16 protein-coding genes are annotated in these 24011 nt (G+C 64.1%); 12 read left to right on the top strand and 4 right to left on the bottom strand.

The window, feature by feature from the left end:
* Positions 1 to 170 precede the first annotated feature (170 nt).
* From AC07PE_RS05275 to AC07PE_RS05255, 5 genes are all read left to right on the top strand, one after another.
* Positions 171 to 2168: a DUF4214 domain-containing protein gene (locus AC07PE_RS05275; RefSeq protein WP_498762256.1), complete on the top strand. Its 1998-nt coding sequence runs from the start codon at positions 171 to 173 to the stop codon at positions 2166 to 2168.
* A gap of 242 nt (positions 2169 to 2410) precedes the next feature.
* Positions 2411 to 4228: a type I secretion system permease/ATPase gene (locus tag AC07PE_RS05270; RefSeq protein ID WP_498762254.1), complete on the top strand. Its 1818-nt coding sequence runs from the start codon at positions 2411 to 2413 to the stop codon at positions 4226 to 4228.
* Positions 4228 to 5580, top strand: coding sequence for an HlyD family type I secretion periplasmic adaptor subunit (locus AC07PE_RS05265; RefSeq protein WP_498762252.1), 1353 nt, complete (start codon positions 4228 to 4230; stop codon positions 5578 to 5580). Before AC07PE_RS05270 ends, AC07PE_RS05265 begins: the two co-directional genes overlap by 1 nt.
* Positions 5581 to 5582: 2 nt before the next feature.
* On the top strand, positions 5583 to 6941 hold the full coding sequence (locus tag AC07PE_RS05260) for a TolC family outer membrane protein (RefSeq protein WP_498762250.1): 1359 nt from the start codon (positions 5583 to 5585) through the stop codon (positions 6939 to 6941).
* A 258-nt stretch (positions 6942 to 7199) separates the two neighbouring features.
* Entirely contained in the window at positions 7200 to 7808 is a 609-nt protein-coding gene (locus AC07PE_RS05255) for a DUF4214 domain-containing protein (protein ID WP_498762248.1), read from the top strand.
* Between the two features lie 113 nt (positions 7809 to 7921).
* Here the strand turns inward: AC07PE_RS05255 and AC07PE_RS05250 are convergent, their stop codons facing one another.
* On the bottom strand, positions 7922 to 8800 hold the full coding sequence (locus tag AC07PE_RS05250) for a sulfurtransferase (RefSeq protein ID WP_498762246.1): 879 nt from the start codon (positions 8798 to 8800) through the stop codon (positions 7922 to 7924).
* 96 nt (positions 8801 to 8896) lie between these two features.
* Between AC07PE_RS05250 and AC07PE_RS05245 the strand changes: the two genes are divergently transcribed.
* From AC07PE_RS05245 to AC07PE_RS05235, 3 genes are all read left to right on the top strand, one after another.
* Entirely contained in the window at positions 8897 to 9751 is an 855-nt protein-coding gene (locus tag AC07PE_RS05245; protein WP_498762244.1) for a sterol desaturase family protein, read from the top strand.
* Between the two features lie 50 nt (positions 9752 to 9801).
* Entirely contained in the window at positions 9802 to 13296 is a 3495-nt protein-coding gene (gene dnaE, locus AC07PE_RS05240) for a DNA polymerase III subunit alpha (protein ID WP_498762242.1), read from the top strand.
* Between the two features lie 206 nt (positions 13297 to 13502).
* The gene (locus tag AC07PE_RS05235) at positions 13503 to 15047 is read left to right on the top strand and encodes a methyl-accepting chemotaxis protein (RefSeq protein WP_498762241.1); all 1545 of its coding nucleotides are present in this window, start codon (positions 13503 to 13505) and stop codon (positions 15045 to 15047) included.
* 76 nt (positions 15048 to 15123) lie between these two features.
* Here the strand turns inward: AC07PE_RS05235 and AC07PE_RS05230 are convergent, their stop codons facing one another.
* A complete protein-coding gene (locus AC07PE_RS05230; RefSeq protein ID WP_498762239.1) occupies positions 15124 to 15921 on the bottom strand; it encodes a glycosyltransferase family 2 protein in 798 nt (265 codons plus the stop codon).
* Between the two features lie 82 nt (positions 15922 to 16003).
* On the opposite strand from AC07PE_RS05230, the gene AC07PE_RS05225 reads away from it, so the two are divergent.
* The 3 genes from AC07PE_RS05225 to waaF are packed head-to-tail and all read left to right on the top strand — an operon-like array spanning position 16004 to position 20002.
* Complete coding sequence (locus AC07PE_RS05225) at positions 16004 to 17245, top strand: O-antigen ligase family protein (protein ID WP_498762238.1); 1242 nt, start codon at positions 16004 to 16006, stop codon at positions 17243 to 17245.
* A complete protein-coding gene (gene msbA / locus AC07PE_RS05220) occupies positions 17238 to 18968 on the top strand; it encodes a lipid A export permease/ATP-binding protein MsbA (protein WP_498762236.1) in 1731 nt (576 codons plus the stop codon). Before AC07PE_RS05225 ends, msbA begins: the two co-directional genes overlap by 8 nt.
* Positions 18965 to 20002 (top strand): lipopolysaccharide heptosyltransferase II, encoded by a 1038-nt coding sequence (gene waaF, locus AC07PE_RS05215; protein ID WP_498762234.1) that lies wholly within the window; start codon positions 18965 to 18967, stop codon positions 20000 to 20002. The genes msbA and waaF overlap by 4 nt, the downstream gene beginning before the upstream one ends.
* A 153-nt stretch (positions 20003 to 20155) precedes the next feature.
* On the opposite strand, the gene AC07PE_RS05210 is transcribed toward waaF, so the two are convergent.
* Positions 20156 to 21100 carry a VirK/YbjX family protein gene (locus tag AC07PE_RS05210; RefSeq protein ID WP_498762232.1) on the bottom strand — a complete coding sequence of 315 codons (945 nt, stop codon included), beginning with the start codon at positions 21098 to 21100 and terminating at the stop codon, positions 20156 to 20158.
* A 227-nt stretch (positions 21101 to 21327) separates the two neighbouring features.
* Positions 21328 to 23580, bottom strand: a complete 2253-nt coding sequence (locus AC07PE_RS05205) for a family 1 glycosylhydrolase (protein WP_498762230.1) — start codon at positions 23578 to 23580, stop codon at positions 21328 to 21330.
* A gap of 192 nt (positions 23581 to 23772) precedes the next feature.
* Here AC07PE_RS05205 and AC07PE_RS05200 point away from each other — a divergent pair, with 192 nt between their 5' ends.
* Positions 23773 to 24009, top strand: coding sequence for a hypothetical protein (locus AC07PE_RS05200; protein ID WP_498762228.1), 237 nt, complete (start codon positions 23773 to 23775; stop codon positions 24007 to 24009).
* The last annotated feature ends 2 nt before the right edge of the window (positions 24010 to 24011 follow it).

The following is a 24011-nucleotide window of genomic DNA, read 5'->3' as shown; positions in this document are numbered from 1 at the left end:
AAATGTCAAAAAAATGTCGGAAATTTGCAGTTGTTTTGCTTTTTTGTGACGGCCATCACATTGATGTTCAAATTCGATCTGTCATGATTCAGGCCGTTGGGCAGCAAGGGCAATCCTGAGGCTGACAATAGAGACAATAACTCGATCGATCGATCTAATTGGAGCAATAAATGGCAACGACCTATTACAACCAGATTCAGCAACTGTACGTCGCATACTTCAACCGTCCGGCAGATCCGGATGGCCTGGCCTACTGGGAAGGCGTGATGGAAGCGAGCAAGAACACCGACGCTACCCTGAAAGCCATCACCGCTCAGTTCTCCAAAGAAAAAGAGTACACCAGCGCCTTCTCGGGCATGACCAACGGCCAGATCATCGACAAGATCTACCTGAACCTGTTCGGCCGCGCTGCTGACGCTGACGGCAAGGCTTACTGGGTCGGCCTGATGGATTCGAACAAGGTCACCGTCGACCGCGCCGTGGCTGACATCGCCGCTGCTGCCAAGAACCAGGATCTGGTCACCATCCAGAGCAAGGTTGCCGCTTCGGTCGCCTTCACCGCCGCCATCGACACCCCGGCTGAAAAAGCTGGCTACTCGAACGACGCCGCTGCTACCATCGCCAAGAACTTCCTGTCGGGCATCACCGATGCAGCATCCCTGGCTGCTGCCACCACGACCTCGGCACTGAACACCACCATCGCTAAAGTCGTCGCTGCTGGCCCGTTCTCGCTGACCGGCGCCCTGAGCAACCTGGACGTGGCTAACGCCGCTAAAGCATCGTTCCTGGCCGCTGCTGACGGCGACGGCGATGCAACCACTAGCCTGGCTGAAACCGCGATCACCGATCCGGTCACCGGCAAGGTCGCTGTTGCCATCGCTGGCGTCGACGCTGTTGTTGCTGGCGACTACACCGGTTCGACCGCTGGCGTCCGTGCTGCACTGCTGGCTGACCAGATCAGCGCCAACAACGCTACCCTGGCTGCTGCTCAGAAGCAAGTTTCCGATGCGACCACCGCAATCAACAAGGTTGCTGGTCTGGCTGACGCAATCGCTTCGAAGACCGCTGCCGACACCGCTGTGTCGAACGCCAACAAGGCTGTCACCACCACCAACGCCGACCTGGCTGCCAAGGTTGCCTCGATGGACGCGCTGATGACCACCGCTACCACCGATATCGTCATCAACGTCAACGCTGACGGCACCGCTTCGGTCACCTCGACCACCGGCGGCGTGGCTACCACCACCAACCTCATCACCCTGGGCACCGACGGCAACCTGAAGCTGGCATCGTCCAGCATCACCGAAGCCAAGTACCCGGGCGTGACCGCCCTGCTGGCATCGTCGGTCTCGAAAGAAGCAGCCGACGCATCGCTGACCGCAGCGCTGAAAGTGCAAGCTGCTACCGGTGCCAATGTCGACTACCTGGACATGAATGCCACCGAAAAGGGTGACCTGCAGGCCATCGCTTCCCTGATGACCGACGTGAAAGTCGCTGACGGTGCACTGCCGACCACCGCGCAGATCGTTTCGCAGCAGGCAATCCTGCAAGCAACCTCGGACGCTTCCCCGGCGGATCCGGTTGCTCTGGGCAAGCTGAACGCATTCAAGGCTGCTGTTGCAACCTACAACGGTCACGCAACCACCAACGACCTGAGCGCCAACCTGAAAACGGCCAACGACCTGGTGACCGCTGCTAACACCACGATCTCGAACCTGACCAAGGCGACCACCGCCCTGGCCACCGCGAACGATCTGGCAGCTCAGCTGAAGGGCGTGAACGATAACATCGATATCGCCAAAGGCGTGTTCACCTCGCACGACCTGACCGTCCCGGTCGTGCTGCCGACCGGCACCACTCTGGCAACCGCTGCTTCGGACATCTTCGTTGCTGGCAAAGTCGACGCAACCGTCGCCCTGTTCAACCTGCTGGGCACCGATTCGCTGTACATCGGTTCGCAGTACACCCTGAACACCGGCAAGCTGTCGACCGGTAACGACGCTATCCTGGAAGCCTTCGTGGCCCAGGCTGGTTCGGACACCACCATCAAGCTGGAGAAGTCGGTGTTCGGTTCGCACGCTGCTACCCCGGAAGTCATCACCATCACCCTGACCGGCGTTGACGCAACCAAGGTGCACCTGACCAACGGCATCATCACCGTGTCGTAATTCAAGCTGGAACTAAGCCGGGCAACCGGCCTCTCCTGCAAAACCCCGCTGCCGCAAGGTAGTGGGGTTTTTTCATTTCCGGTCTGCCACCGAATGTGACTGCAGAGCCACTATTTAATGAACATGCTCGAAAAATGTGACGTGCATCACATTTTTGAACAGTTTTGATGGATAATTAGCGCGGACAAATTTCTTGGAAACATGACGCGCTGTTGGAGCGATCTGGCGAGTGCGCAAACCATATGAAGAAACTGCTAGAAAAGAAGAGTGAAATCCAGCTAGTGCTCCGCTCCTTCAAGAGCACCTTTGTGACCGTTGGCGTGTTCAGCGCCATCGTGAACCTGTTGATGCTGGCGCCTTCGCTGTACATGCTGCAGGTGTACGACCGTGTGCTGGGCAGCCGCAATGAGATCACGCTGCTGATGCTGACCATGCTGATCGTCGGCGCCTACCTGTTCATGGGCGGCCTGGAGCTGATCCGCTCCTTCGTGCTGGTGCGCGTGGGCGCCCAGTTCGACATGACGCTCAACAAGCGCGTGTACAGCGCCGCCTTCGAGCAGAACCTCAAGCAGGCAGGCGGCAATGCCGGCCAGGCCCTGGCCGACCTCACTAATATCCGCCAGTTCCTGACCGGTAACGCGCTGTTTGCCTTCTTTGACGCCCCCTGGTTCCCGATCTACCTGATCGTGATCTTCATGTTCGAGCCGGTACTGGGCCTGTTCGCACTGGCCGGCACGGTCTTGCTGATCATCCTCGCCGTCGTCAACGAACGCGCGACCAAGGAGCCGCTGGCCGAGGCCAACTCGATGTCGATTCAGGCGAATACGCTGGCGACGAACAATCTGCGCAATGCCGAGGTGATCGAGTCGATGGGCATGCTGCCCAACCTGATGGGCCGCTGGTTCAAGCTGCACGGCAAATTCCTCGGCCTGCAGGCCAGCGCCAGCCAGAAGGCCGGCCTGATCTCCGCCATCACCAAGTTCGTGCAGATTTCGATGCAGTCGCTGGTGCTGGGCCTGGGTGCACTGCTGGTGCTGGACAACAAGATTACCCCGGGCATGATGATCGCCGCTTCCATCCTGCTGGGCCGCACCCTGCAGCCGGTGCAGCAGGTGATTGCTGTCTGGAAGAGCGTCAGCGGCGCCCGCAGCTCCTACGAGCGCCTGGAAGCCCTGCTGGAAAACAATCCGGCGCGTCCGGCCGGCATGGCCCTGCCTGCGCCGACCGGCACCCTGACCCTGGAAAACGTTACCGCTGCGCCCCCGGGCGTGAAGACGCCGATCGTGAAAGGCGTGAGCTTCGGCATCCTGCCGGGCGACGTGCTGGGCGTGCTCGGTCCGAGCGGTTCCGGCAAGTCGACCCTGGCGCGCCTGCTGGTCGGCGTGTGGCCGACCATGATCGGCAAGGTGCGCCTGGATGGCGCCGACATCTATCAGTGGAACAAGGCCGAACTGGGTCCGCACATCGGCTACCTGCCGCAGGACATCGAGCTGTTTGCCGGCACGATCAGCGAAAACATTGCCCGCTTCGGCGAGGTCGATTCTGAGAAGGTCGTGCAGGCGGCCAAGCGCGCAGGCGTGCACGAGATGATCCTGCAGTTCCCGGATGGTTACGACACCAAGCTGGGTGACGGCGGCGCCGGCCTGTCCGGTGGCCAGAAGCAGCGCCTCGGCCTGGCCCGCGCCATGTACGGCGACCCGGCCCTGCTGGTGCTGGACGAGCCGAACTCGAACCTCGACGACGTCGGCGAGGCAGCCCTGCAGGCCGCGGTGATGGACCTGCGCCAGCGTGGCAAGACCATCATCATGATCACGCACCGTCCGAGCGCCATCGGTGTGACGACCAAGCTGCTGCTGATGCGTGACGGCACGGTGCACATGTTCGGCCCGACCCAGGCGGTGCTGAACGCCCTGCAAGAAGCAAACAAGAAAGCCGTGGAAGCCCAGGCTCAGGCCCAGGCAGCCGCGCAGCAGGCCGCCCAGGCACAGGCCGCGGCGCAGGCAGCAGCACAGCACGCTGCGGAAGCTGCCCCGGCCGGCGTTACCGGAGAAGGAAAGTAATGAAGCTGATCCCGAACAAGGCTCAGGACGTCGTCTCGCACGATGTCGAGACTATCGAAGTGAATACCGATGCGCGCGCCTTTTCGCGCATGGGCTGGCTGATCGTCCTGCTGGGCGTCGGCGGTTTCCTGGTGTGGGCGCTGCTGGCGCCGCTGGACAAGGGCGTGCCGATGATGGGCACCGTGGCCAAGGAATCCAACCGCCAGACCGTGCAGCACCAGACCGGCGGCACCATTCAGCAGATCCTGGTGCGCGACGGTGACGTCGTGAAGGCAGGGCAGGTGCTGGTGCGCATGAACCCCATCGTGGCCCAGTCGGCAGTCGAAATGACCGACAGCCAATACCTGAGCGCGCTGGCGGTTGAGGCGCGCCTGACCGCGGAACGCGACGGTTCGAAGACCATCAAGTATCCCGCTCAACTGGAGGGACGCCGCGGCGAGGCGCGCGTGGCCGAGCTGATGAGCCTGCAGAATGCGCTGATGGCCTCGCGCCAGGCTGCACTGCAGAACGAACTGGGCAGCGTGGACGAGAACGTAGCCGGTCTGAAGATCCAGATCCAGGGCTTGCAGGAATCGCGCGACAGCAAGAAGGAACAGATGGCGATCCTGAAGGAACAGCTGGGCGGCATGCGCGACCTGGCCAAGGAAGGCTATGTGGCGCGTAACCGCCTGCTCGACCTCGAACGCACCTATGCCCAGCTGAGCGGCGCCCTGTCCGAAGACATCGGCAACATCGGCCGCGCCCAGCGCCAGGTGACCGAGATGGCCCTGCGCAAGGCGCAGCGCATCCAGGACTACCAGAAGGAAGTGCGGACCCAGCTGACCGACGTGCAGCGCGAAGCCGAATCCCAGGCGGCGCGTCTGCAGGCCCAGAAGTTCGAGTTGTCGAACGTCGAGGTGAAGTCGCCGGCTGACGGCACCGTGGTTGGCCTGAACGTGTTCACGCCTGGCGGTGTGGTTCCGGCAGGCTTCAAGATGATGGATATCGTGCCGAGCGACGACCCGCTGGTGGTCGAGGGCCAGCTGCCGACGCACCTGATCGACCGCGTGCATGCCGGCCTGAAGACCGAGATCATCTTCTCGGCCTTCAATGCCAACAAGACCCCGCACATTCCGGGCGTGGTCGAGCAGGTGGCGGCCGACCGTACCGTCGACGAGCGTACCGGCCAGCCCTACTACAAGGTGCGCGTGAAGGTCACGCCGGAAGGCGCGAAGATCGTGGCCCAGCATCACCTGAACATCCGCTCCGGCATGCCGGCGGAACTGTTCGTGAAGACCGGCGAGCGCACCATGATGAACTACCTGCTGAAGCCGGTGATGGACCGCGCCAAGTCGGCGCTGAGCGAGGAGTGAGCGTGGCGGGTACTTATCTTCCCCTGCGCCGCGCGGCGCTCGCCCTGGCGATCGCGTTCGGCGCCGGCCATGCCGGTGCGGTGACCCTGCAGCAGGCCTACGAGGCGGCGCTGAAGAACGATCCTCAGTACCGCATGAGCTTCTACGAGAAGGAATCGGCCAAGGAAAACCGTATCCTGGGCCGCTCCTACCTGCTGCCCAGCGTGCAGGCCAGCTACTCGGCCAGCCGCAACGTGGTCGACCAGACCCAGGTTCAGTCGGGCGAATACCAGGGTGTTCCCGTTACCTACGAAAGCGTGACCCACCCGCGCTACATCAGCCGTTCCTCCGTGATCCAGCTGCGCCAGCCCATCCTGAACCTGGATGGCATCGCCCGCTACCGCCAGGGCAAGGTGATGGCGGCCCAGGGCGAAGCTGCCTACGCAGCCAGCACGGATGACGTGACGCTGCGCGTCGCCAGCGCCTACATGGATGCGCTGTTCGCGGAAGACCAGGTGGCGCTGTCGAAGGTGGCGCGCGACCTGTATCTGGAAATGATGCATGTGAACCAGCGCCTGTTCGAAAAAGGCGAGGGCACCAAGACCGACATGCTGGAAACTCAGGCCCGGCTCGACCTGGCCGAAGCCCAGCTGACCGAAGCCCAGGACAATGTCGTTGCCGCACGCGAGACCCTGGCCGGTGTCATCGGCATGGATCCTGGCCAGCTGGACCGGGTCGAAGCCTTCCGTCCAGCCGAGACCACCTCCGGCAGCTTCGACGACTGGGTCAAGACCGCGCGCGCGAGCAACAAGGAGCTGGCCACGGCCCGCCTGGCGGTCGAGAACGCGCGCCTGGAAATCAGCAAGAACCGCGCGGGCCATTATCCTCGCGTCGACTTCATTGCCGCCTATAGCAAGGGCGACAACGAGTCGATCAATACTTATGGTATCGACACGGTCAACCGTACCGTCGGCGTGCAGGTCAACATTCCGATCTACCAGGGCGGTGCCATCAGCGCCACCACGCGCCAGGCCGCGGCCGGCTATGCGCGCGCGCAGTCGGACCTGGATGCGCGCACGAATAAAGTCATGGTCGAGTTGCGCAAAGCACACAGCATCGTGTTGTCCAGCGTGCACAAGATCGAGGCGCTGGAGAAAGCGGTCGAGTCCGGAAAACTGCTGATGAAGGCTACCGAGCAGAGCATCAAGGGTGGGGTGAGGATCAACCTCGACCTGCTGAATGCCCAGCAGCAGCTGTATACCAGCCAGCGCGACCTGGCCCAGGCCCGCTACAGCTACCTCATCGGTCTGCTGCGCCTGCGCGCCGCCGCCGGCACGCTGGACGCCGGCACCGTGCGTGAAGTCGCCGCCTACTTCCGCTAAACGGCGCGAAGTTTCCGCAGTAAAAAAGCCCCGCTACCTGAACCGTAGCGGGGCTTTTTTTCAGCCGTTTTACCCCGTTTTTCGTCAGCATGTGTCAGCGTCCGCACAGACCGCGCCGCTGGGCTCCTTCGGTTCGGCTTGCTTGAAAAAAACCTTTTTCTTTCAAGAACTTACGCACGATTCGATACAGTTGAGTGCGCCTATTTCTTTGCAATTAGGGTAGGATTTTTACTCACACTAATCGCAGAGGAGGCCGTCATGGCTACTGACTACAAGAATGAAGTACAGAAGTTGTATGTGGCATATTTCAGCCGTCCTGCCGATGTGGCGGGCCTGAACTATTGGACCGGTATCCTGCAGAACAACCCGGCCGGCTACGAGCTCATCTCGCACACCTTCGCCACCTCGCCCGAGTACCAGGCGGCCTATGCAGGGATGAGCAATTCCCAGGTGGTCAACGCGATCTACCAGCACCTGTTCAGCCGTACCGCAGAAGCCGGTGGCCTGGCCTACTGGACCGACCTGCTGGACCGTCACGTGGTCACGGTCGACAATGCCGTGCGCGATATTTCCAAGGCTGCAGTGAACCAGGACAAGTTCGCGTTCGACGCCAAGGTCGCTGTCGCCGGCGCCTTCAGCACCCGCCTGGACCTGCCGGAAGAACAGAAAGCCTATGCCGGCGCGAACAACCAGCTCGCGATCAACTATGTCGCCAACGTCAAGGATCTGCAGACGGCTGCTGCCGCCATGGACCCGGGCAACATCGACAATGTGATCAGCAAGATGGTCGCCACCCCGACCGGGTCCGATGGTTTCTCGCACGTGGTCGGCGTTGCCGATCCGCTCATGCCGCCGCTGGTGTTCTGATCGCGATCCGAAGCGCGGTTCAGACCGCGAAATTTTATTTCACGCAAGCCGCGTGAATGAAATAAAACGTCACCGCCGGACTTGTGCCGGCGGTTCCCGTTTACAAGGCCGGTTTACTGTTGGGCGGCCTGGGCGTCGAGCGCGGCGTCCGCCGCCGGCTTGGCGCAGTGTGGGCAGGACACGCCCGCCACGTAGCTGGGGGACAGCTGCTCGCGCGGCGTCACCACGGCGCGGCAGGCGAAGCACTGGGTGGTCTCGGTCGGCTCCAGCTTCGGGTTCAGGGCGGTACGGTAGTCGAACACGAAGCAGTCGCCGGTATAGTGGTCGCCGCCGACTTCTTCGAAGTATTTGAGGATGCCGCCGTCGAGCTGGTAGACACGCTCGTAGCCGATGTTCTGCATGTGGATCGCGGCCTTTTCGCAACGGATGCCGCCGGTGCAGAAGGTGACGACGGTCTTGCCCTGCAATTCATCCTTGTGTTTCGCGACGACATCCGGGAATTCGCTGAACTTGTCGATGCGGTAGTCGAGGGTGTTGTTGAAGGTGCCGACGTCGACTTCGAAGGCGTTGCGGGTTTCCATCATCACGACCGGCACGCCGTCGTCGTCGTGGCCCTGGTCGAGCCAGCGCTTGAGCGTGGCGGGCGCCACCGAGGGGGCGCGGCCCAGCTCCGGCTTGATGAGCGGCATGCGCATGGTGATGATTTCCTTCTTGATCCGCACCAGCATGCGGCGGTGCGACTGCTCGGCCGACAGGCTTTCCTTCCACTCCAGGTCGGCCAGGCGCGCATCGCTGCGCACCCAGTCCAGGTAACGGTCGATATGCTCGCGGGTACCGGACAGGAACATATTGATGCCTTCCGGCGTCAGCAGCACCGTCCCCTTGAGGCTAAGCTCGATGCACAGCGCCTGGTATTGCGAGCGCAGTTCTTCGAGATTGTCGAGGGAGACGAATTTGTAGGCGGCGATATTAACGAATTGTGTCGATTGCATGGAAGTGCTGTCAGATCAAGGCTTTAGCCGCATATTATAAACTCTGCGGCGTTCGGCTATCATGTGGGATTGGCGAAAGGTGAGGGTTTGCTACACATGGAACTGGCAACAACGGCGGCACACGGCATTCTCGATTACGGCTGGCGCATCCTGTACGCCTCGCTGATCTTTTTCGTGCTCGAGCTGGTGTTCGGCCACAACAAGTACTCGATGACCTCGCGCCTGCGCTCGCTCGGCTTCTGGGTGCTGTACATCGCCATCACGGTCGGCTTCATGACCGTGTTCAGCGCGCTGTGGGCCAGGCTCGGCATCAAGCCGCTGTTCACGCTCAGCCTGGGCGCCTTCGCCGCTTCGCCGAACAAGATCGTCAATGCGATCGGCTGGGTTGTCACGCCGGTGGCGGCCGTGATCGTCGGCGAGTTCTTTTATTACTGGTATCACCGCGCCCAGCACACCAGCAAGTTCCTGTGGGCCTTCCACGCCGAGCACCACGCGTTGCGCGAGATGAGCGCCTTCAACAGCAACCACCACTTCACCGAAGAGATCTTCCGGATTCCCTTCATCATCATTCCGATGAGCTTCCTGATCCAGGTCGACCCCGGCTTTGCGCCCGCCATCGTCTGGCTGATCATCGGCGTGCAGGGGCAGTACATCCATTCGCACACCCGCTTCAGCCTCGGGCCGCTGCGCTATGTGGTGGCGGACAACCGCTTCCACCGCATCCACCATTCGGTCGAGCGCGAGCACTGGAACCGCAACTTCGGCTCCTTCACCTCGGTGTGGGACATCGTGTTCGGCACCGCCCATTTCCCGCGCCGCGACGAATGGCCCGACACCGGCATCGACGAGCACGACGAAGCGAAGACCGTGCGCGAATACCTGTTCAGGCCATTTTCCAAGGTATTTGGCAAGCCCCGGGACTTGGTAAATTCGCCACGTCGGCATTCCTAAAAGCAATCTGAACGCTCCCGTCCGCCGGTCCGGCGCGGTAAAATGATGGGATGACATCCCCGACTTTCACCCACCTGCGCGTACACTCCGAATACTCGATCGTCGACGGCCTGGTCCGCATCGACGACCTGGTAGCGGCCGCCGTGAAGGACCAGCAGCCGGCGCTGGCCGTGACCGACCTGGCCAACGCATTCGCCCTGGTCCGCTTCTACAAAGCCGCGCGCGGCAAGGGCATCAAGCCCATCGTCGGGGTTGACGCCTGGATCACCAATGACGAGAACCGCGACAAGCCCTTCCGCCTGCTGATCCTCTGCAAGAACAAGACCGGCTATCTCCAGCTGTGCGAACTGCTGTCGAAAGCCTGGCTGACCAATCAATACAAGGGACGGGCCGAGATCCGGGTCGAGTGGCTGGAAGCGCTGGCCACCAGCGTATCGACCCTGGAGCCGGATGTGCCGCAGTCGAACGCCCTGATCGTCCTGTCGGGCGCCCAGTTCGGCGACATCGGCCAGGCCATCGACAATGGCGACATCGAGAAGGCGGAAAGCTGCGCCCAGCGCTGGTCGCGCATCTTTCCGGGCCACTTCTACGTCGAGATCCAGCGCGCCGGCCAGCCCAACCAGGAGCAGCAGGTGCGCCATTCGGTGGCGCTGGCCGGCCGCCTGGGACTGCCGGTGGTGGCGACCCACCCGGTCCAGTTCATCAAGAAAGAAGAATTCATCGCGCACGAAGCGCGCGTCTGCATTGCCGAGGGCGAGATGCTGGCCAACGCCAAGCGCGTGCGCCGCTTCAACGAGAACATGTGCTTCAAGTCCCAGGACGAGATGGCCGAGCTGTTCAAGGACTTGCCGGGCGCGCTCGCCAACTCCGTCGAAATCGCCAAGCGCTGCAACGTGACGCTTACGCTCGGCAAGCCGCAGCTGCCGAACTTCCCGACGCCGGGCATGACCATCGACGAATTCCTGGTCGCCGAGACCAAGAAGGGCCTGGAAGAACGCCTGCTGCAGCTGTTCCCGGATCCGGAGCAGCGCGAGAAGGAGCGCCCGCGCTACGAGGCGCGCCTGGAGTTCGAGAACAACACCATCATCAAGATGAAGTTCCCGGGCTACTTCCTGATCGTGGCGGAGTTCATCCAGTGGGGTAAGAATAACGGCGTGCCGATCGGCCCGGGCCGCGGCTCGGGTGCGGGCTCGCTGGTGGCCTACGCCCTCAAGATTACCGACCTCGATCCGCTGAAGTACAACCTGCTGTTCGAGCGTTTCCTGAACCCGGAACGCGTCTCGATGCCCGACTTCGACATCGACTTCTGCCAGGAAAAGCGAGAGCTGGTGATCCAGCACGTGAAGGACCTGTACGGCCGCGACGCGGTCTCGCAGATCGCCACCTTCGGTACCATGGCGGCCAAGGGCGCGATCCGCGACGTCGGCCGCGTGCTCGATTTCGGCTACAACTTCTGCGACGGCATCTCCAAGCTGATCCCGTTCAAGCCGGGTAAACCGGTGTCGATTGCCGAGGCCATCGAAGAAGAACCGATGCTCAAGGAGCGCCTCGAGAACGAGGACGAGGTCAAGCAGCTGCTGGATCTTGCGCAGCAGGTCGAAGGCATCACCCGTAACATCGGCATGCACGCCGGCGGCGTGCTGATCGCCCCGGGCAAGCTGACCGACTTCTGCCCGCTGTACACCCAGGGCGGCGATGCCGGCGTGGTCTCGCAGTACGACAAGGACGACGTCGAAGCCGCCGGCCTGGTGAAGTTCGACTTCCTGGGCCTGACCACGCTGACCATTCTCGACCGCGCCGTGAATTACATCCGCGCGCTCGATCCGCAGGACGCCGAGTTCAACCTGGAATCGCTGCCGCTGACCGACCGGCCTTCGTACAAGCTGCTGACGGAGGCGAAGACCGTCGCCGTGTTCCAGCTTGAATCGCGCGGCATGCAGGGCATGCTGAAGGACGCGCGTCCCGACCGCTTCGAGGACATCATTGCGCTGGTGGCGCTGTACCGTCCGGGCCCGATGGACCTGATCCCGGACTTCTGCAAGCGTAAGCACGGCGAGAAGTTCGACTACCCGGACCCGCGCACCGAGTCCATCCTGTCCGAGACCTACGGCATCATGGTCTACCAGGAGCAGGTGATGCAGATGGCGCAGATCGTCGGCGGCTACTCGTTGGGCGGCGCGGACATGCTGCGCCGCGCGATGGGCAAGAAGAAGGCCGAGGAGATGGCCGAGCACCGCGCGATCTTCCGCGCCGGCGCCGCCAAGGATGGCCTCAGCACCGAGAAGGCCGACGAGATCTTCGACTTGATGGAGAAGTTCGCGGGCTACGGCTTCAACAAGTCGCACGCCGCTGCCTACGCGCTGCTGTCCTACCACACGGCGTACCTGAAGGTTCACCACACCGCCGCGTTCATGGCAGCCAACATGTCGCTGGCCATGGAAGACACGGACAAGATCAAGATCCTGGTCGAGGATTCGATCGACGTCTGCAAGCTGACCATTCTGCCGCCGGACGTCAACGAATCGCAGTTCCGATTCACCCCGGAAGGCCCGCCGCGTTCCGTCACCGGCAAGCAGGTGTCGAACATCCGCTACGGCCTGGGCGGCGTGAAGGGCGCCGGCCAGGGCGCGATCGAAGCGATCATCGCCGCGCGCGAAAGCGGCGGCAAGTTCAAGGACCTGTTCGACTTCTGCATGCGCGTGGACCGCAAGCAGATCAACCGCCGCACCATCGAATCGCTGATCCGCGCCGGCGCCATGGACTGCTTCGGCGTCGACCGCGCGGTGCTGCTGGCCTCCGTCAGCTTCGCGATGGAAGCGGCCGGCCAGGCGGCGGCAGCGGCGAATCAGGTCAGCCTGTTCGGCGGCGACGACTCCGACCTGGTGGCCCCGCCGGAATACGTGAAGGCGACGCCCTGGACCGACCGCCAGAAACTGTCGGAAGAGAAGACCGCGCTCGGCTACTACCTGTCGGGCCACATGTTCGACTCCTACCAGGCCGAAGTGCGGCGCTTCGCCAAGACCAAGCTGAAGGACCTGGAGCCTTCGCGCGACCCGCGCATGCTGTGCGGCGTGATCACCGGCGTGCGCACCCAGCTGACCCAGCGCGGCAAGATTTTGATCGTGACCCTGGACGACAAGACCTCGGTGGTCGAGGTGACGATCTATAACGAGCTGCTGGAAGCGAACAAGAACATCTTCCGCGAGGACGAATTCCTGCTGGTGGTCGGCAAGGTGTCCGAGGACCGCTTCAACGGCGGCCTGCGCATCACGGCCGAAAAGGCCTTCGGCATCGCCGAGGCGCGCATCCAGTACGGCCACAAGCTGGAGATGGACCTGGCCTGCACGATCAACCCGGCCAAGCTGGCCGAGATCCTGCAGCCCTACCGCCAGGACGGCGGCCTGCCGGTGAGCCTGCGTCTCACGCCGCAAGGGATTCCCTGCGTGGTGCAGCTGGGCGATGGCTGGCGCGTGGCGCCTTCGGATGAGCTCAAATATGCGCTGGAGTTGCAGCTGGGGGCGAAAGAGGTCGCGGTCGAGTATTGATGCGGTCGGCGTGGGCACGGGGTGCCCACCCTACCTGCGCCCGTAGGGTGGGCACCCCGTGCCCACGATAACGCTTCGGATACTGTTGTATTCGAAGCGTTTTTAGTTTTTGAACATAAAAATAATCGGCGCCTTTAATCTCTTGCCATCGAGTTTCATGGCGGTTTGGCGATAAATTGATCTAAAGAAATTTATCGAGCAAAGCCATGAAACTCTCCTTTCGCCAGAAACTCTTTCTCCCTCTGCTGCTGAGCCTGCTCTGCCTGCTCATCGTGTTCGTCATCGAGACGCTGCGCAACCGCGACGTCCGCCTGGACGAGCGCAAGACCCAGTTGGCCAACGCCGGCCAGATGGCGGCATCGATCGCCAAGGAATACGGCGCGCTGGCCGCTAGCCACGCGCTGCCGGAAGAGGAAGCGAAGAAGCAGGCGCTGGCCCGCATCAAGGCGCTGCGCTACGGCGAGACCGGCTACCTGGTCGTGTTCGACGGCGAGCAGGTGCTGATGCATCCGATCAAGGCTGCTCTGGTTGGCACGAAGCTCCCGGCGACTCGCGATCCGGACGGTAACGCCGTCTTCGTGGATGCGCTGGCCGCCGCCAACGGCCCGGATGGCGCCGGTTACACGGAATACCTGTGGGCCAAGCCGGGCTCCGAAAAGCCGGTTCCCAAGCTCACCTATACGATGGCCTACAAGCCGTGGGGCTGGAACATCATGACCGGTCTCTACATCGACGACCTCAACCAGGCCTTCTATCGCAAGCTGGTGCAATCGGCGCTCTGGCTGATCGTGCTTGGCGTCGCCCTGAGCGCCGTGGTGGCGTTCCTGATCCGCAGCATCGAGCGCTCGCTCGGCGGCGACCCTGCCCACGCAGCCGAGGTGGCCCAGCGCATCGCCGGCGGCGACCTCGGCACCGACGTCACGGTCCGCGCCGGCGACGACGCCAGCCTGATGGCGGCCATGAAAGCCATGCGCGACGCCCTGGCCGGCATCGTGACCCAGGTGCGCAGCGGCACCGACCTGATCGCGACGGCCTCGAGCCAGATCGCCAGCGGCAACCTGGACTTGTCGAGCCGTACCGAGGAGCAGGCCAGCTCGCTGGAAGAGACCGCGGCCTCGATGGAGGAACTGACCAGCACCGTCAAGCAGAGCGCGGAGAACGCGCGCCAGGCCAGCGAACTGGCCGAATCGGCCGCCGGCGTGGCGGACCGCGGCGGCGAGGTGGTGGCGCGCGTGGTCGACACGATGGAGGCGATCAAGACTTCGTCCAGCAAGATCGTGGACATCATCGGCGTCATCGACGGCATCGCCTTCCAGACCAACATCCTGGCGCTGAATGCGGCGGTCGAGGCGGCGCGCGCGGGCGAGCAGGGCAGGGGCTTTGCGGTGGTGGCGGGCGAGGTGCGCTCGCTGGCCCAGCGCTCGGCCCAGGCTGCGAAGGAGATCAAGGAACTGATCGGCGACTCGGTGGAGAAGGTCGGCGACGGCGCGAAGCTGGTGCTGGACGCCGGCGCCACCATGCAGGAGATCGTCGCCAGCGTGAACCGCGTCAGCAGCATGATCGGCGCGATCAGCAGCGCCACCCAGGAACAGGGCACGGGCATCGAGCACATCAACCAGGCCATCGCCCAGATGGACCAGGTGACCCAGCAGAACGCCTCGCTGGTCGAGGAAGCGGCGGCGGCGTCGGAAGCGATGCAGGAGCAGGCGGCGAAGCTGGCGCAGACGGTGAGCGTGTTCCGCGTCGCTTAATCGTAGGGTGGGCACTCCGTGCCCACGCGCATGGCCGGCATCACGCAAACGTCCGCGTGGGCACAAAGCGCCCACCCTACGCCATATGCTCGCGCAATCCCACGGTCGCCTGCGTTACCTTGTTAGCCGCCCGCTCCAGCACCACCTTCCGGTTGCTCGACTCCTGATCCCGCTGCGCCTCCCGGTGCCACAGGTGGAACACCTCGGTGGCAAACGCCCCGTCCTTGCGCTTCACGCCGGCGTGGAACAGGCGCACCACGAGATCCGAATCCTCGTGGCCCCATCCCGTAAAACTCTCGTCGAAGCCGTTCACGCGCTCCAGGTCGCTGCGCCAGACCGCCAGGTTGCAGCTCTTGATGCGGCGCCAGCTGAAACTGTTGCGCACGCGCCCCAGGTCGGGCCAGCGCAGGCCCAGTTGCAGGGTCTTGTTCAGGTCGCCGCGCAGGCGCCAGGCCATGCGTGCTGCGAACCCGGTGGCCGGGATCGCGATGCCGTTTTCCAGCACCCGCCGTGTCAGGCGCTCGCTCATGAGAATCCGGCTGCCCGAGACCAGACAGCCCGGCTCGGACAGGGCGCGGTGGCGGGCGATGAAATCGCGCTGCGGGATGCAGTCGCCGTCCAGGAAGATGATGTATTCGCCATGGGCGGCCAGGGTGCCGCGGTTGCGCGCCATCGCCGCGCGGAAGCCTTCGTCGGGCTGCCAGACGTGGCGCAGCGGGACCGGCGCATCCTCGGCAAGTTGTTGCACAAGGTTACGCGTGTTGGCAGTCGAGCCATCATCAGCGATAATGATTTCGAAATTCTTGTCGTTCTGCATGAAACATGCCCGCACCACCGCTGCCAGCGCGTCCGGCCGGTTGTAGGTGGTGATCACGACCGAGATTGTCTGTGCGTGCCGCATAAGGTCCGATGTACACTGCTGTATTCAGGGGCAAGAGTATCCCACAAGAACATCAATGAACAGTAATCTGACGAATACGAGGGGACCGGTGCAAGCCTGGACCGGTTCCCTGGCCTTCCTGTTTCCGTTTCTAAGCCTCGTCACCCTGTTCGGCGTCAGTCTTGGTAGTTTCCTCTTCCTGGCCACCGCTTTGATCTCGTTCAAGCCGTGCCGTGACGCGCTGGTGCGCCATTGGCCGCAGGTGCGCTGGGTCGTGCTAGCCTTTCTGCTGCACTTCCTGTTCGTGCTGGGGTGCGCCCTCGTGCGCGGAGCGAATATGAACACGGTGGAAAAGCCCGCACGCATGTTCTTTGCGGTCAGTGCGCTGGCGGCGGTGCTTGCGGCGCGGCCGCCGCGGCGCATGCTGTGGTGGGGCGTGATCGGCGGCGCATTGGCGGCCTTGCCCTTCGTGGCCTGGCAGCGGATCGCGCTGGGGATCGATCGCCCGGGCGGCCTGATCAATGCGATCACCTTCGGCGACCTGGCCCTGCTGCTGGCGCTGCTGTCGGTGACGGCCGCGATCGACATGCGCGACAACGCGCGCCAGGCCGCCCTGGCCGCGGCCGGTGCGATTGCCGGCCTGGCGGCCTCGCTGATGACCGGCAGCCGCGGCGGCTGGGTGGCGCTGGCGGTGGCGGCGCTGCTGTTCCTGCGCCATGCGCGCCTGCTGGGCGGGCTGCGCGTGCGGGTCCTGCTGGCGGTCGGGGCGGCGGTGGTGCTGGCCGCCTGGTTCGTGCCGGCCAGCGGCATGCAGGGGCGCTTCGACGAAGGCGTGAGCGACGTCCGCGGCTGGTTCGAGAACGGCACCGTGTTCACGCGGGTCGGCACCCGGCTCGAGCTGTGGAAGGGCGCGACCATGCTGGTGGCCGAACATCCGGTGCTGGGCATGGATTTTTCGGCCTGCCGCGAGCGCATGGCCGAATTTGCACGCGAAGGGCGGCTCGATCCAGTGGTATTGACGCTGCCGCACCTGCATAATGATGCATTGCAGGAATTGGCGACGGGCGGTGCGGTCGGCTTCGCGCTGTGGGCGGCGATCCTGGCGGCGCCGCTGGTGTTTTTCCTGCGCGAGCTGCGCGCCGGCGCGGGCAGGCCGCAGTCGGCGGTTGCGCTGGCCGGGATATTGGTAGTGACCAGCTATGTGAGCTTCGGCCTGACCGAGGTGATCTTCTGGTCGATGAAAGGCAGCCTGTTTTATGCGCTCATGGTGTTCCTGCTCATGGGCTTCTGCCTGAATGCGAAAGATAAAATTGGATAACAGCGTCATCATCAAGCGCCTCTGGGCGATCCTGAAACCCTATCGCGGGCGCGCCTTCATGGCGCTGCTGGCGATGGCGCTGACGGCCGCCACCCAGCCGCTGCTGGGCGAAGCCTTGCGTCTGCTGATGGACAAGGGCTTCAAGAACAAGGTCGAGTTTAGCCTGTGGTGGATCCCGGGCGTGCTGGTGTCGATTTTCGTCATGCGCGGCATCGGCACCTTCGCTACTGCTTATTACAACAACTGGGTCCTGAGCCGAGTCACCAATGACTTGCGCGCGATGGCCTTCGCGCGCCTGTTGCGCTTGCCCGTAGCGCGCTTCCATCAGGAGTCGACCGGCAAGGTGATCAACACCGTGGTCGGCGACGTGCGCCAGGTGGTCGACATGATCCAGTCGGTGTTCGTGGCCTTCGTGCGCGACACCCTGGTGGTGATTGGCCTTCTCGGCATGCTGCTGTGGCGGAACTGGCAGCTGACCCTTGTGGCGATCGTCGTGGTGCCGCTGACCGCCGTCATCGTGCGCACCACCAGCAAGCGCCTGCGCCACCTGAACCGCGAGAACCAGCGCGTCACCGCCGAGATGACCCAGGTGGTCGAGGAAGCGGCGCGCGGCCACCAGGTGATCCGCGTGTTCTCCGGCGAGCGCTACGAGAGCCGCCGCTTCTTCCTGCGCAGCGAAGCCCTGCGCGGCTTCTCGCAGCGCATGACGGTGGCCTTTGCGGCCACCACGCCGGTGACCCAGATCGCGACCTCGCTGTCGCTGTCGCTGGTGGTGGTGCTGGCGCTGCGCGCCAACATGTCCGTCGGCGAATTCACCGAGTTCGTGACTCTGATGCTGATGCTGCTCACGCCCCTGAAGGCGCTGGCCGAAGTGAACGGCCCGATGCAGCGCGGGATCGCCGCCGCCGAAACCGTGTTCGAACTGATCGATGCGCCGGTCGAGCACGATCCGGGCACCAGGGTGCTGGGCCGCACGCAGGGCCACGTCCGTTTCGAGAACGTCGCATTCCGCTATCCGAACGCCCAGTTGCCGGCGCTGGACGGCGTCTCGCTCGAGGTCAAGCCTGGCCAGACCGTGGCTCTGGTCGGCATGTCGGGCGGCGGCAAGTCGACCTTCGTGAACCTGGTCGCGCGCTTCTATGAGCCGCAGTCGGGCCGCATCCTGCTCGACGGCATACCCTACCAGGACATTACCCTGCCCAGCCTGCGCGCCCAGCTGGCGCTGGTGAGCCAGAACGTGGTGCTGTTCGACGACACCCTGAAGGCCAACATCGCCTACGGCGTCGCGGAAGTCGACTACGCGCGTCTGGCCGCGGCGATCAAGGCGGCCCACCTGGACGATGTGGTCGCGCGCCTGCCGGAAGGCGTGGAAACGAATATCGGCGAGAACGGCATGCGCCTGTCCGGCGGCCAGCGCCAGCGCGTGGCGATCGCCCGCGCGATCTACAAAGATGCGCCTATCCTCCTCCTCGACGAGGCCACCTCGGCGCTCGACAACGAATCCGAGCGTGCGGTGCAGGCCGCCCTCGACACCCTGATGGCCGGCCGCACCACCTTCGTGGTCGCGCACCGCCTGTCGACCATCGAACGCGCCGACCTGATCGTCGTGATGGAGCAGGGCCGCATCGTCGAACAGGGCACGCATGACGAGCTGCTGGCCGCGGGCGGCACCTACGCCAACCTGTACCGCCTGCAGTTCACGATCCCGGTGGAAGCGGCATGAGCAGTCAGGACCGGACCCTCGTCATCTCGCCGAACTGGATCGGCGACGCCGTGATGGCCCAGCCCCTGCTGCGCCTTCTGAAGCAGGCCCACCCCGAGCGCGCCATCGACGTGCTGGCGCCGCCGCAGGTGGTGCCGGTGTGGAAGCGCATCCGCGAAGCCGACCAGATCATGGAGACGCCGTTCCGGCACCGCGCCCTGCAATTGGGGGAGCGCCTGAAGACGGCCAAGCAGCTGAGCCAGCGCGGTTACCGCGACGCCTACGTGCTGCCGAATACCCTGAAGTACGCGCTGATTCCGTGGCTCGCGCGGATTCCGCGCCGGGTCGGCTACAAGGGCGAGATGCGCTACGGGATGGTCAACGTGATGCACTACGACGACAGCCCGCCGCGCTCGATGGTGCCGTTCTACGCGGCGCTGGCGCGCGAACCCGAGCTGCCGCTGCCGGGCCAGCTGGCGCGGCCCTCGCTGGTCGTGGCCGGCGAGGAGACCGAAGCCGTCGCCCGCCACCTGGGTATCTCGCTGGACCGTCCGCTGGTGGCCTTCGCACCGGGCGCGGAATTCGGCATCGCCAAGCGCTGGCCGCCGGCCCACTACGCCCAGCTGGCGGCGCGCGTGGCCGATACCGTGCCGGACGTACAGATTGCGCTGATGGGATCGGTGAACGACGTCGAGACCTGCGAGCAGGTGCTGGCCCAGGCTGGCATCGCGTCCGGCATCGTGCGCAATCTGGCCGGCCAGACCTCGCTCGACGACGCCATCGCCTTGCTGGCGCAAGCGCGCGCGGTGGTCTCGAACGACTCCGGCCTGCTGCACATCGCCTCGGCTCTGAACCGCCCGGTGGTCGCGCTGTACGGCTCGACCGACCCAAACTACGCGCCGCCGCTGTCGGAAGTGGCGCGCACGATCTCGCTGCGCCTGGAATGCTCGCCCTGCCGCCAGCGCGAGTGCCCGCTGGGACACCACGACTGCATGAACAAGATGAGCGTGGACCGGGTGTGGAGCGAACTGCTGCCTATCCTGACGCGCGCTTGACCTGAAACAAGCCGGGGTCAGACTCCGGTTTTTAGCAATAACTTTGCAGCACCAAAAAATTCGGGGTCAGAGCACTTTTTAAAATGTGCTCTGACCCCGAATTATTTTTGAGCTATTGCCGAAATTTGGAGTCTGACCCCGGTTTGATGCAGATCAGCCGCGGGCGCGCAGGTTGACGCAGACGCCTTCCGCCAGCCCGCACAGCATTTCGTAGCGCTTCTTCGCTTCGGAACGCTTCTTCGACGGGATCGCTTCCAGATCCGGCGCCGCCAGCGGTGCGCAATCCAGTTCGTAGTCGCCGCTGGCGTTCTTCACCGCGCCCAGCTCTTCCCACAACAGGTCGTAGTCGGCCAGCACGCGGCCGTGCTTGATCGCCTTGTAGATCACGCGATTCCGGTTCGAGACCAGGTGCATGCGCTCGCAGCCGTATTCGAAGCCGAGCTGGCGCACCAGGCTGACCATCAGCTGCTTGGGGCGCAGGCCGTGCAGGTCGCGGGTGGCCAGGCGGATCGCTTCGCGCGCGTCGTCCGTCTTGCCGCCCTGGACGCAGCCGATGCTGAGAGCCGGGCGGCCGGCGCGCGGGGCCACCGTGAAGGCGACCGTGTAGATCACCTTGCCGTCCTGGGCCAGTTGGAGCACCAGCTCGCCCTCGCGGTCGAACATGTTCACCGTGCGCAGCTGGATCTCGTAGGGCAGGCCGCTCTTGCCTTCGCAGGCCGCCAGCGTCACCGGTCCCAGGCTGGCGCGTGCCAGCGTCTGGCCGAGGCCGCGGCGAAACACGAAATCGTAGTGCGCCTGGATTGCCGCCAGCCGCTCTTCCGGCGCCAGTGCATGGCTGCTGTAGGGACGGTAGACCTTGTACAGGAAGCGCGGGCAGTTGCGCACGTAATCTGAAAAGGCCGGATGGGAATTCAGCAGGCGCAGCCAGGCCGGGGTCTGCAGCGGATGCAGCAGGGCGCGCACGCGGATCTTGATGCGTTCGCGCAGCAGTGGCAGTCGCTTCAGGTGCGGCGGCACCGCGGAATCCAGCGTGACCGAGGGCGTGGCCGCGGCGACGAGACGCTCTGCCCAGGCGAAGTCTTCACGATAGAGCTTCATGCCGGCCGCCCGGCAGTGAGGGAGACATCGAGCGGCAGGGCGGGGCAGGCGGACATGGCTGTGTGTACACTAATTGCGTAAAGTAACGCTATGTAACACAGTGTATCTAAAGAAATGCTGCCGGTAAATACGATGCTATTCGTTCAGCATTTAAACCACAACAGCCGCCCAGAATTGCTGAGCGGCTGTTGCTATTCCGTCATATTCGACAAAGATTACCGACGGGATCAGCTGGCGTAGTGCGCCGATTCCTCCTGGCCGAAGCGCTGGCCGCCCAGTTCGCGTTCGCGCAGATAGCGGGCGAGGGCATCGTCGAAGGACGGCAGGATCAGGCCGCGCTCGCTGGTCAGCGCACTATGCACGGGACGCGTGGCCGCCATGCCGAGTTCGCTGGACGGGCGCTCCTCCAGTCTGCTCGCATCGATACCGGCGGCAGCGGCGGCACGCCGGGCAAAGTCGGCCCAGCTCATGGCCTGGCCATTGGTCAGGTGCCAGATGCCGCTCTCCCTGTCGATCAGCAGGTCGAGGCAGGCGTTCACCAGGTCGGGCACATAGGTCGGCGATACCGTCAGGTCGCCGGCCGCCGCGAACGGCCGGCCTTCGCCCAGCGCCGCCAGGGCCTGGGTCACGAAGTTGTGCTCGTCCCAGGGACCGAAGAAGGAGCTGGTGCGCACCACCAGCGCCTGCGGATCGGAATCCAGCACGCGGCGCTCGGCGTCGGCCTTGCTGCGGCCGTAGGCGTTCAGCGGCGACACCTTGTCGGACTCGACATACGGCCGGCCGGCGCTGCCGTCGAACACCAGGTCGCTGGAGAAGGTCAGGAAGCGCACCGCATGGCGGATGGCCGCCAGCGCCAGCACGGTCGGCCCGTGGGCGTTCTCGCGCATGCAGCGCTCGAATTCGTGCTCGGCGTCGTCGACCCGCACGTAGCCGCTGGCATTCACGATCGCCCATGGCTTGTAGCGCACGATCGCCGCTTCGACCGAGGCCGGGTCGGCGATGTCCATCTCCTGGCGGCTCAGCACGTGGCAGGCCAGGTTGCGCCGTTCGCAGATGCGGGCGAAGGCGCGGCCCAGGGTGCCGGTGGCGCCGGTGATCAGGATCGGCTGCGGGAAGGTCGAGCGGAAGGCGCCGCGGTCGTTGATGTCGGCCACCGCGGTGCGGGTGGCGACCGGCTTGGCCAGGAAGCGTCCGGGACGGCGCCACCAGCCCTGGCCCTGCAGCACCGGGTGCGACAGCGGGCGGCCGGTGGCCAGCTCGCGCATCAGGTGCGCGACTGCCGTCTGGCGCGGCTGCGGGCCGCGCACGTCGTAGGGACCAGGCTCGTAGTAGCCGCGGCATTCAGTCACCAGGCAGTTCCAGTCGAAGGAGCCCAGCAGGGCCCAGACCGTGACGGCGCGGATGTCGGCGCCGTTCTGCTGCACCTTCTTGGCGGCGTTCCAGATCTCGACCAGCCAGCGCAGCTGGTCTTCGCGGTTGGCGTCGATGTGGGCCTCGGTGATCGCGATCGGCAGGCCGTAGCGGTCCCAGGTTTCCTGCAGCAGCGGGCCGATGCCCGGGGTCGGCGTGGCCAGCACGCGCGGGCATTCCATGTCGGCGTGCGGAATGCCGCGGTATTGGGTGCGATGCGATTCAGGATAGCGCTCGAGGCGGTGGTCGAGCCAGCGCTCGCTGGTGATGTAGTAATTGACGCCCATGATGTCGGGCGGGCAGGGGTTTTCCTTGAACCACAGCAGTTCTTCGGGCGTCGCTGCCGACTCGAGCAGGTAGTCCCACAAGGCGTGGTGTTCGTCGATGCGGCCGCACAGCAGGTCCCAGCCGAGCCAGCGGCGTTCGTTGAAGAAATTCGCGATCTCCGCCATTTCCGGCGTGCCGTAGGTGCGCGACAGGTCGTCGGTCTGCACCAGCTTTGCGTTCGGATTGACCTTGCGGATTTCGCGCATCGCCAGCACGGTCGCGCGGCATTGGACGATCAGCGCGCGCACGAACATCGCTTCGCTGGAACCGTGCGGGTACCAGACGCCGTTCAGGCCGGAGAAGCGGGCGGTGGTGCAGATTTCGTTGACCGGGGTGTAGTACTCGACCCAGGGGTAGCGGCGGGCGACCGCGGCGGCGTATTCCGCCAGCTTTTCCGGGAAGTCCTCGGATACCAGGCTGGTGTGGCGCGGGCCGCTGCCGTGGTGAACCAGGCCGACGATGGGCGTCACGCCCAGCTGCTGCAACACGGGCAGGCGTTCGTCAGGCCACGACCAGTCTGCGGTGTCGATGCTGTCCGGAGCGGTGCGCTCCCACAGTACGGGATAGCGGATGGCACGGATGCCGAGCGAAGCAAAGCGCTCGAGGTCCTGCAGGCGGGCTGCATGACCGTTACGGTCCATCTGGGAGAAGTAATTATCGCGTACGCGGTTGACGGTGCATTCGAGGCCGCCCCAGAGCTGGAGCGGAGAACTTGCGGGCTGGATATGATTGTTCAGATTCATGAGTCTTCCTGCGTTTTTGAACCAAGGTGTAAGCCTAGTCGGCAGACACAGCTTCCTTTGTGGGCCACCGAACATATAGAGCCGATTTAGGACAAGTCCTACGTCGAGTCAGCCGTTGTCCAAGACATTGGCGGAAGCGTGCCGAAGCCGTGCGAAAATGCGGTCAATTAAACGAAGAAGGAGAACGAAGCCATGTACATGGTGTACTGGAGCATCATTGGAGAGGACGGCGGCGTGCCGCATGCCGAGCCCTTCGATACCAGCGACATGGTGGCCGCCATGAAGTTCATGGAAGAGCTGCGCGCACGCCAGCGGGCGGGGGAAGCCGTGCGCTTCATCACCATGTGCTCGGAGCACCCCGACGTGGTCGGGCATCCCGGCGTGGATGTGACCGGGCCGGATTACAACTGGAAAAAGCGGCGCCGCTGAGA

Source organism: Telluria sp. GW821-FHT07G12 (assembly GCF_059418525.1).
The sequence above is the reverse complement of the archived record's forward strand: the minus strand, read 5'-3'. Positions and strand labels throughout refer to the sequence as shown.

Bases quoted from the DNA above. Each gene is read 5' to 3' on its own strand.
- AC07PE_RS05275 (WP_498762256.1), top strand. From the start codon at position 171: ATGGCAACGACCTATTACAACCAGATTCAGCAACTGTACGTCGCATAC.
- AC07PE_RS05270 (WP_498762254.1), top strand. From the start codon at position 2,411: ATGAAGAAACTGCTAGAAAAGAAGAGTGAAATCCAGCTAGTGCTCCGC.
- AC07PE_RS05265 (WP_498762252.1), top strand. From the start codon at position 4,228: ATGAAGCTGATCCCGAACAAGGCTCAGGACGTCGTCTCGCACGATGTC.
- AC07PE_RS05255 (WP_498762248.1), top strand. From the start codon at position 7,200: ATGGCTACTGACTACAAGAATGAAGTACAGAAGTTGTATGTGGCATAT.
- AC07PE_RS05250 (WP_498762246.1), bottom strand. From the start codon at position 8,800: ATGCAATCGACACAATTCGTTAATATCGCCGCCTACAAATTCGTCTCC.
- AC07PE_RS05245 (WP_498762244.1), top strand. From the start codon at position 8,897: ATGGAACTGGCAACAACGGCGGCACACGGCATTCTCGATTACGGCTGG.
- dnaE (WP_498762242.1), top strand. From the start codon at position 9,802: ATGACATCCCCGACTTTCACCCACCTGCGCGTACACTCCGAATACTCG.
- AC07PE_RS05235 (WP_498762241.1), top strand. From the start codon at position 13,503: ATGAAACTCTCCTTTCGCCAGAAACTCTTTCTCCCTCTGCTGCTGAGC.
- AC07PE_RS05225 (WP_498762238.1), top strand. From the start codon at position 16,004: ATGAACAGTAATCTGACGAATACGAGGGGACCGGTGCAAGCCTGGACC.
- waaF (WP_498762234.1), top strand. From the start codon at position 18,965: ATGAGCAGTCAGGACCGGACCCTCGTCATCTCGCCGAACTGGATCGGC.
- AC07PE_RS05210 (WP_498762232.1), bottom strand. From the start codon at position 21,100: ATGAAGCTCTATCGTGAAGACTTCGCCTGGGCAGAGCGTCTCGTCGCC.
- AC07PE_RS05205 (WP_498762230.1), bottom strand. From the start codon at position 23,580: ATGAATCTGAACAATCATATCCAGCCCGCAAGTTCTCCGCTCCAGCTC.
- AC07PE_RS05200 (WP_498762228.1), top strand. From the start codon at position 23,773: ATGTACATGGTGTACTGGAGCATCATTGGAGAGGACGGCGGCGTGCCG.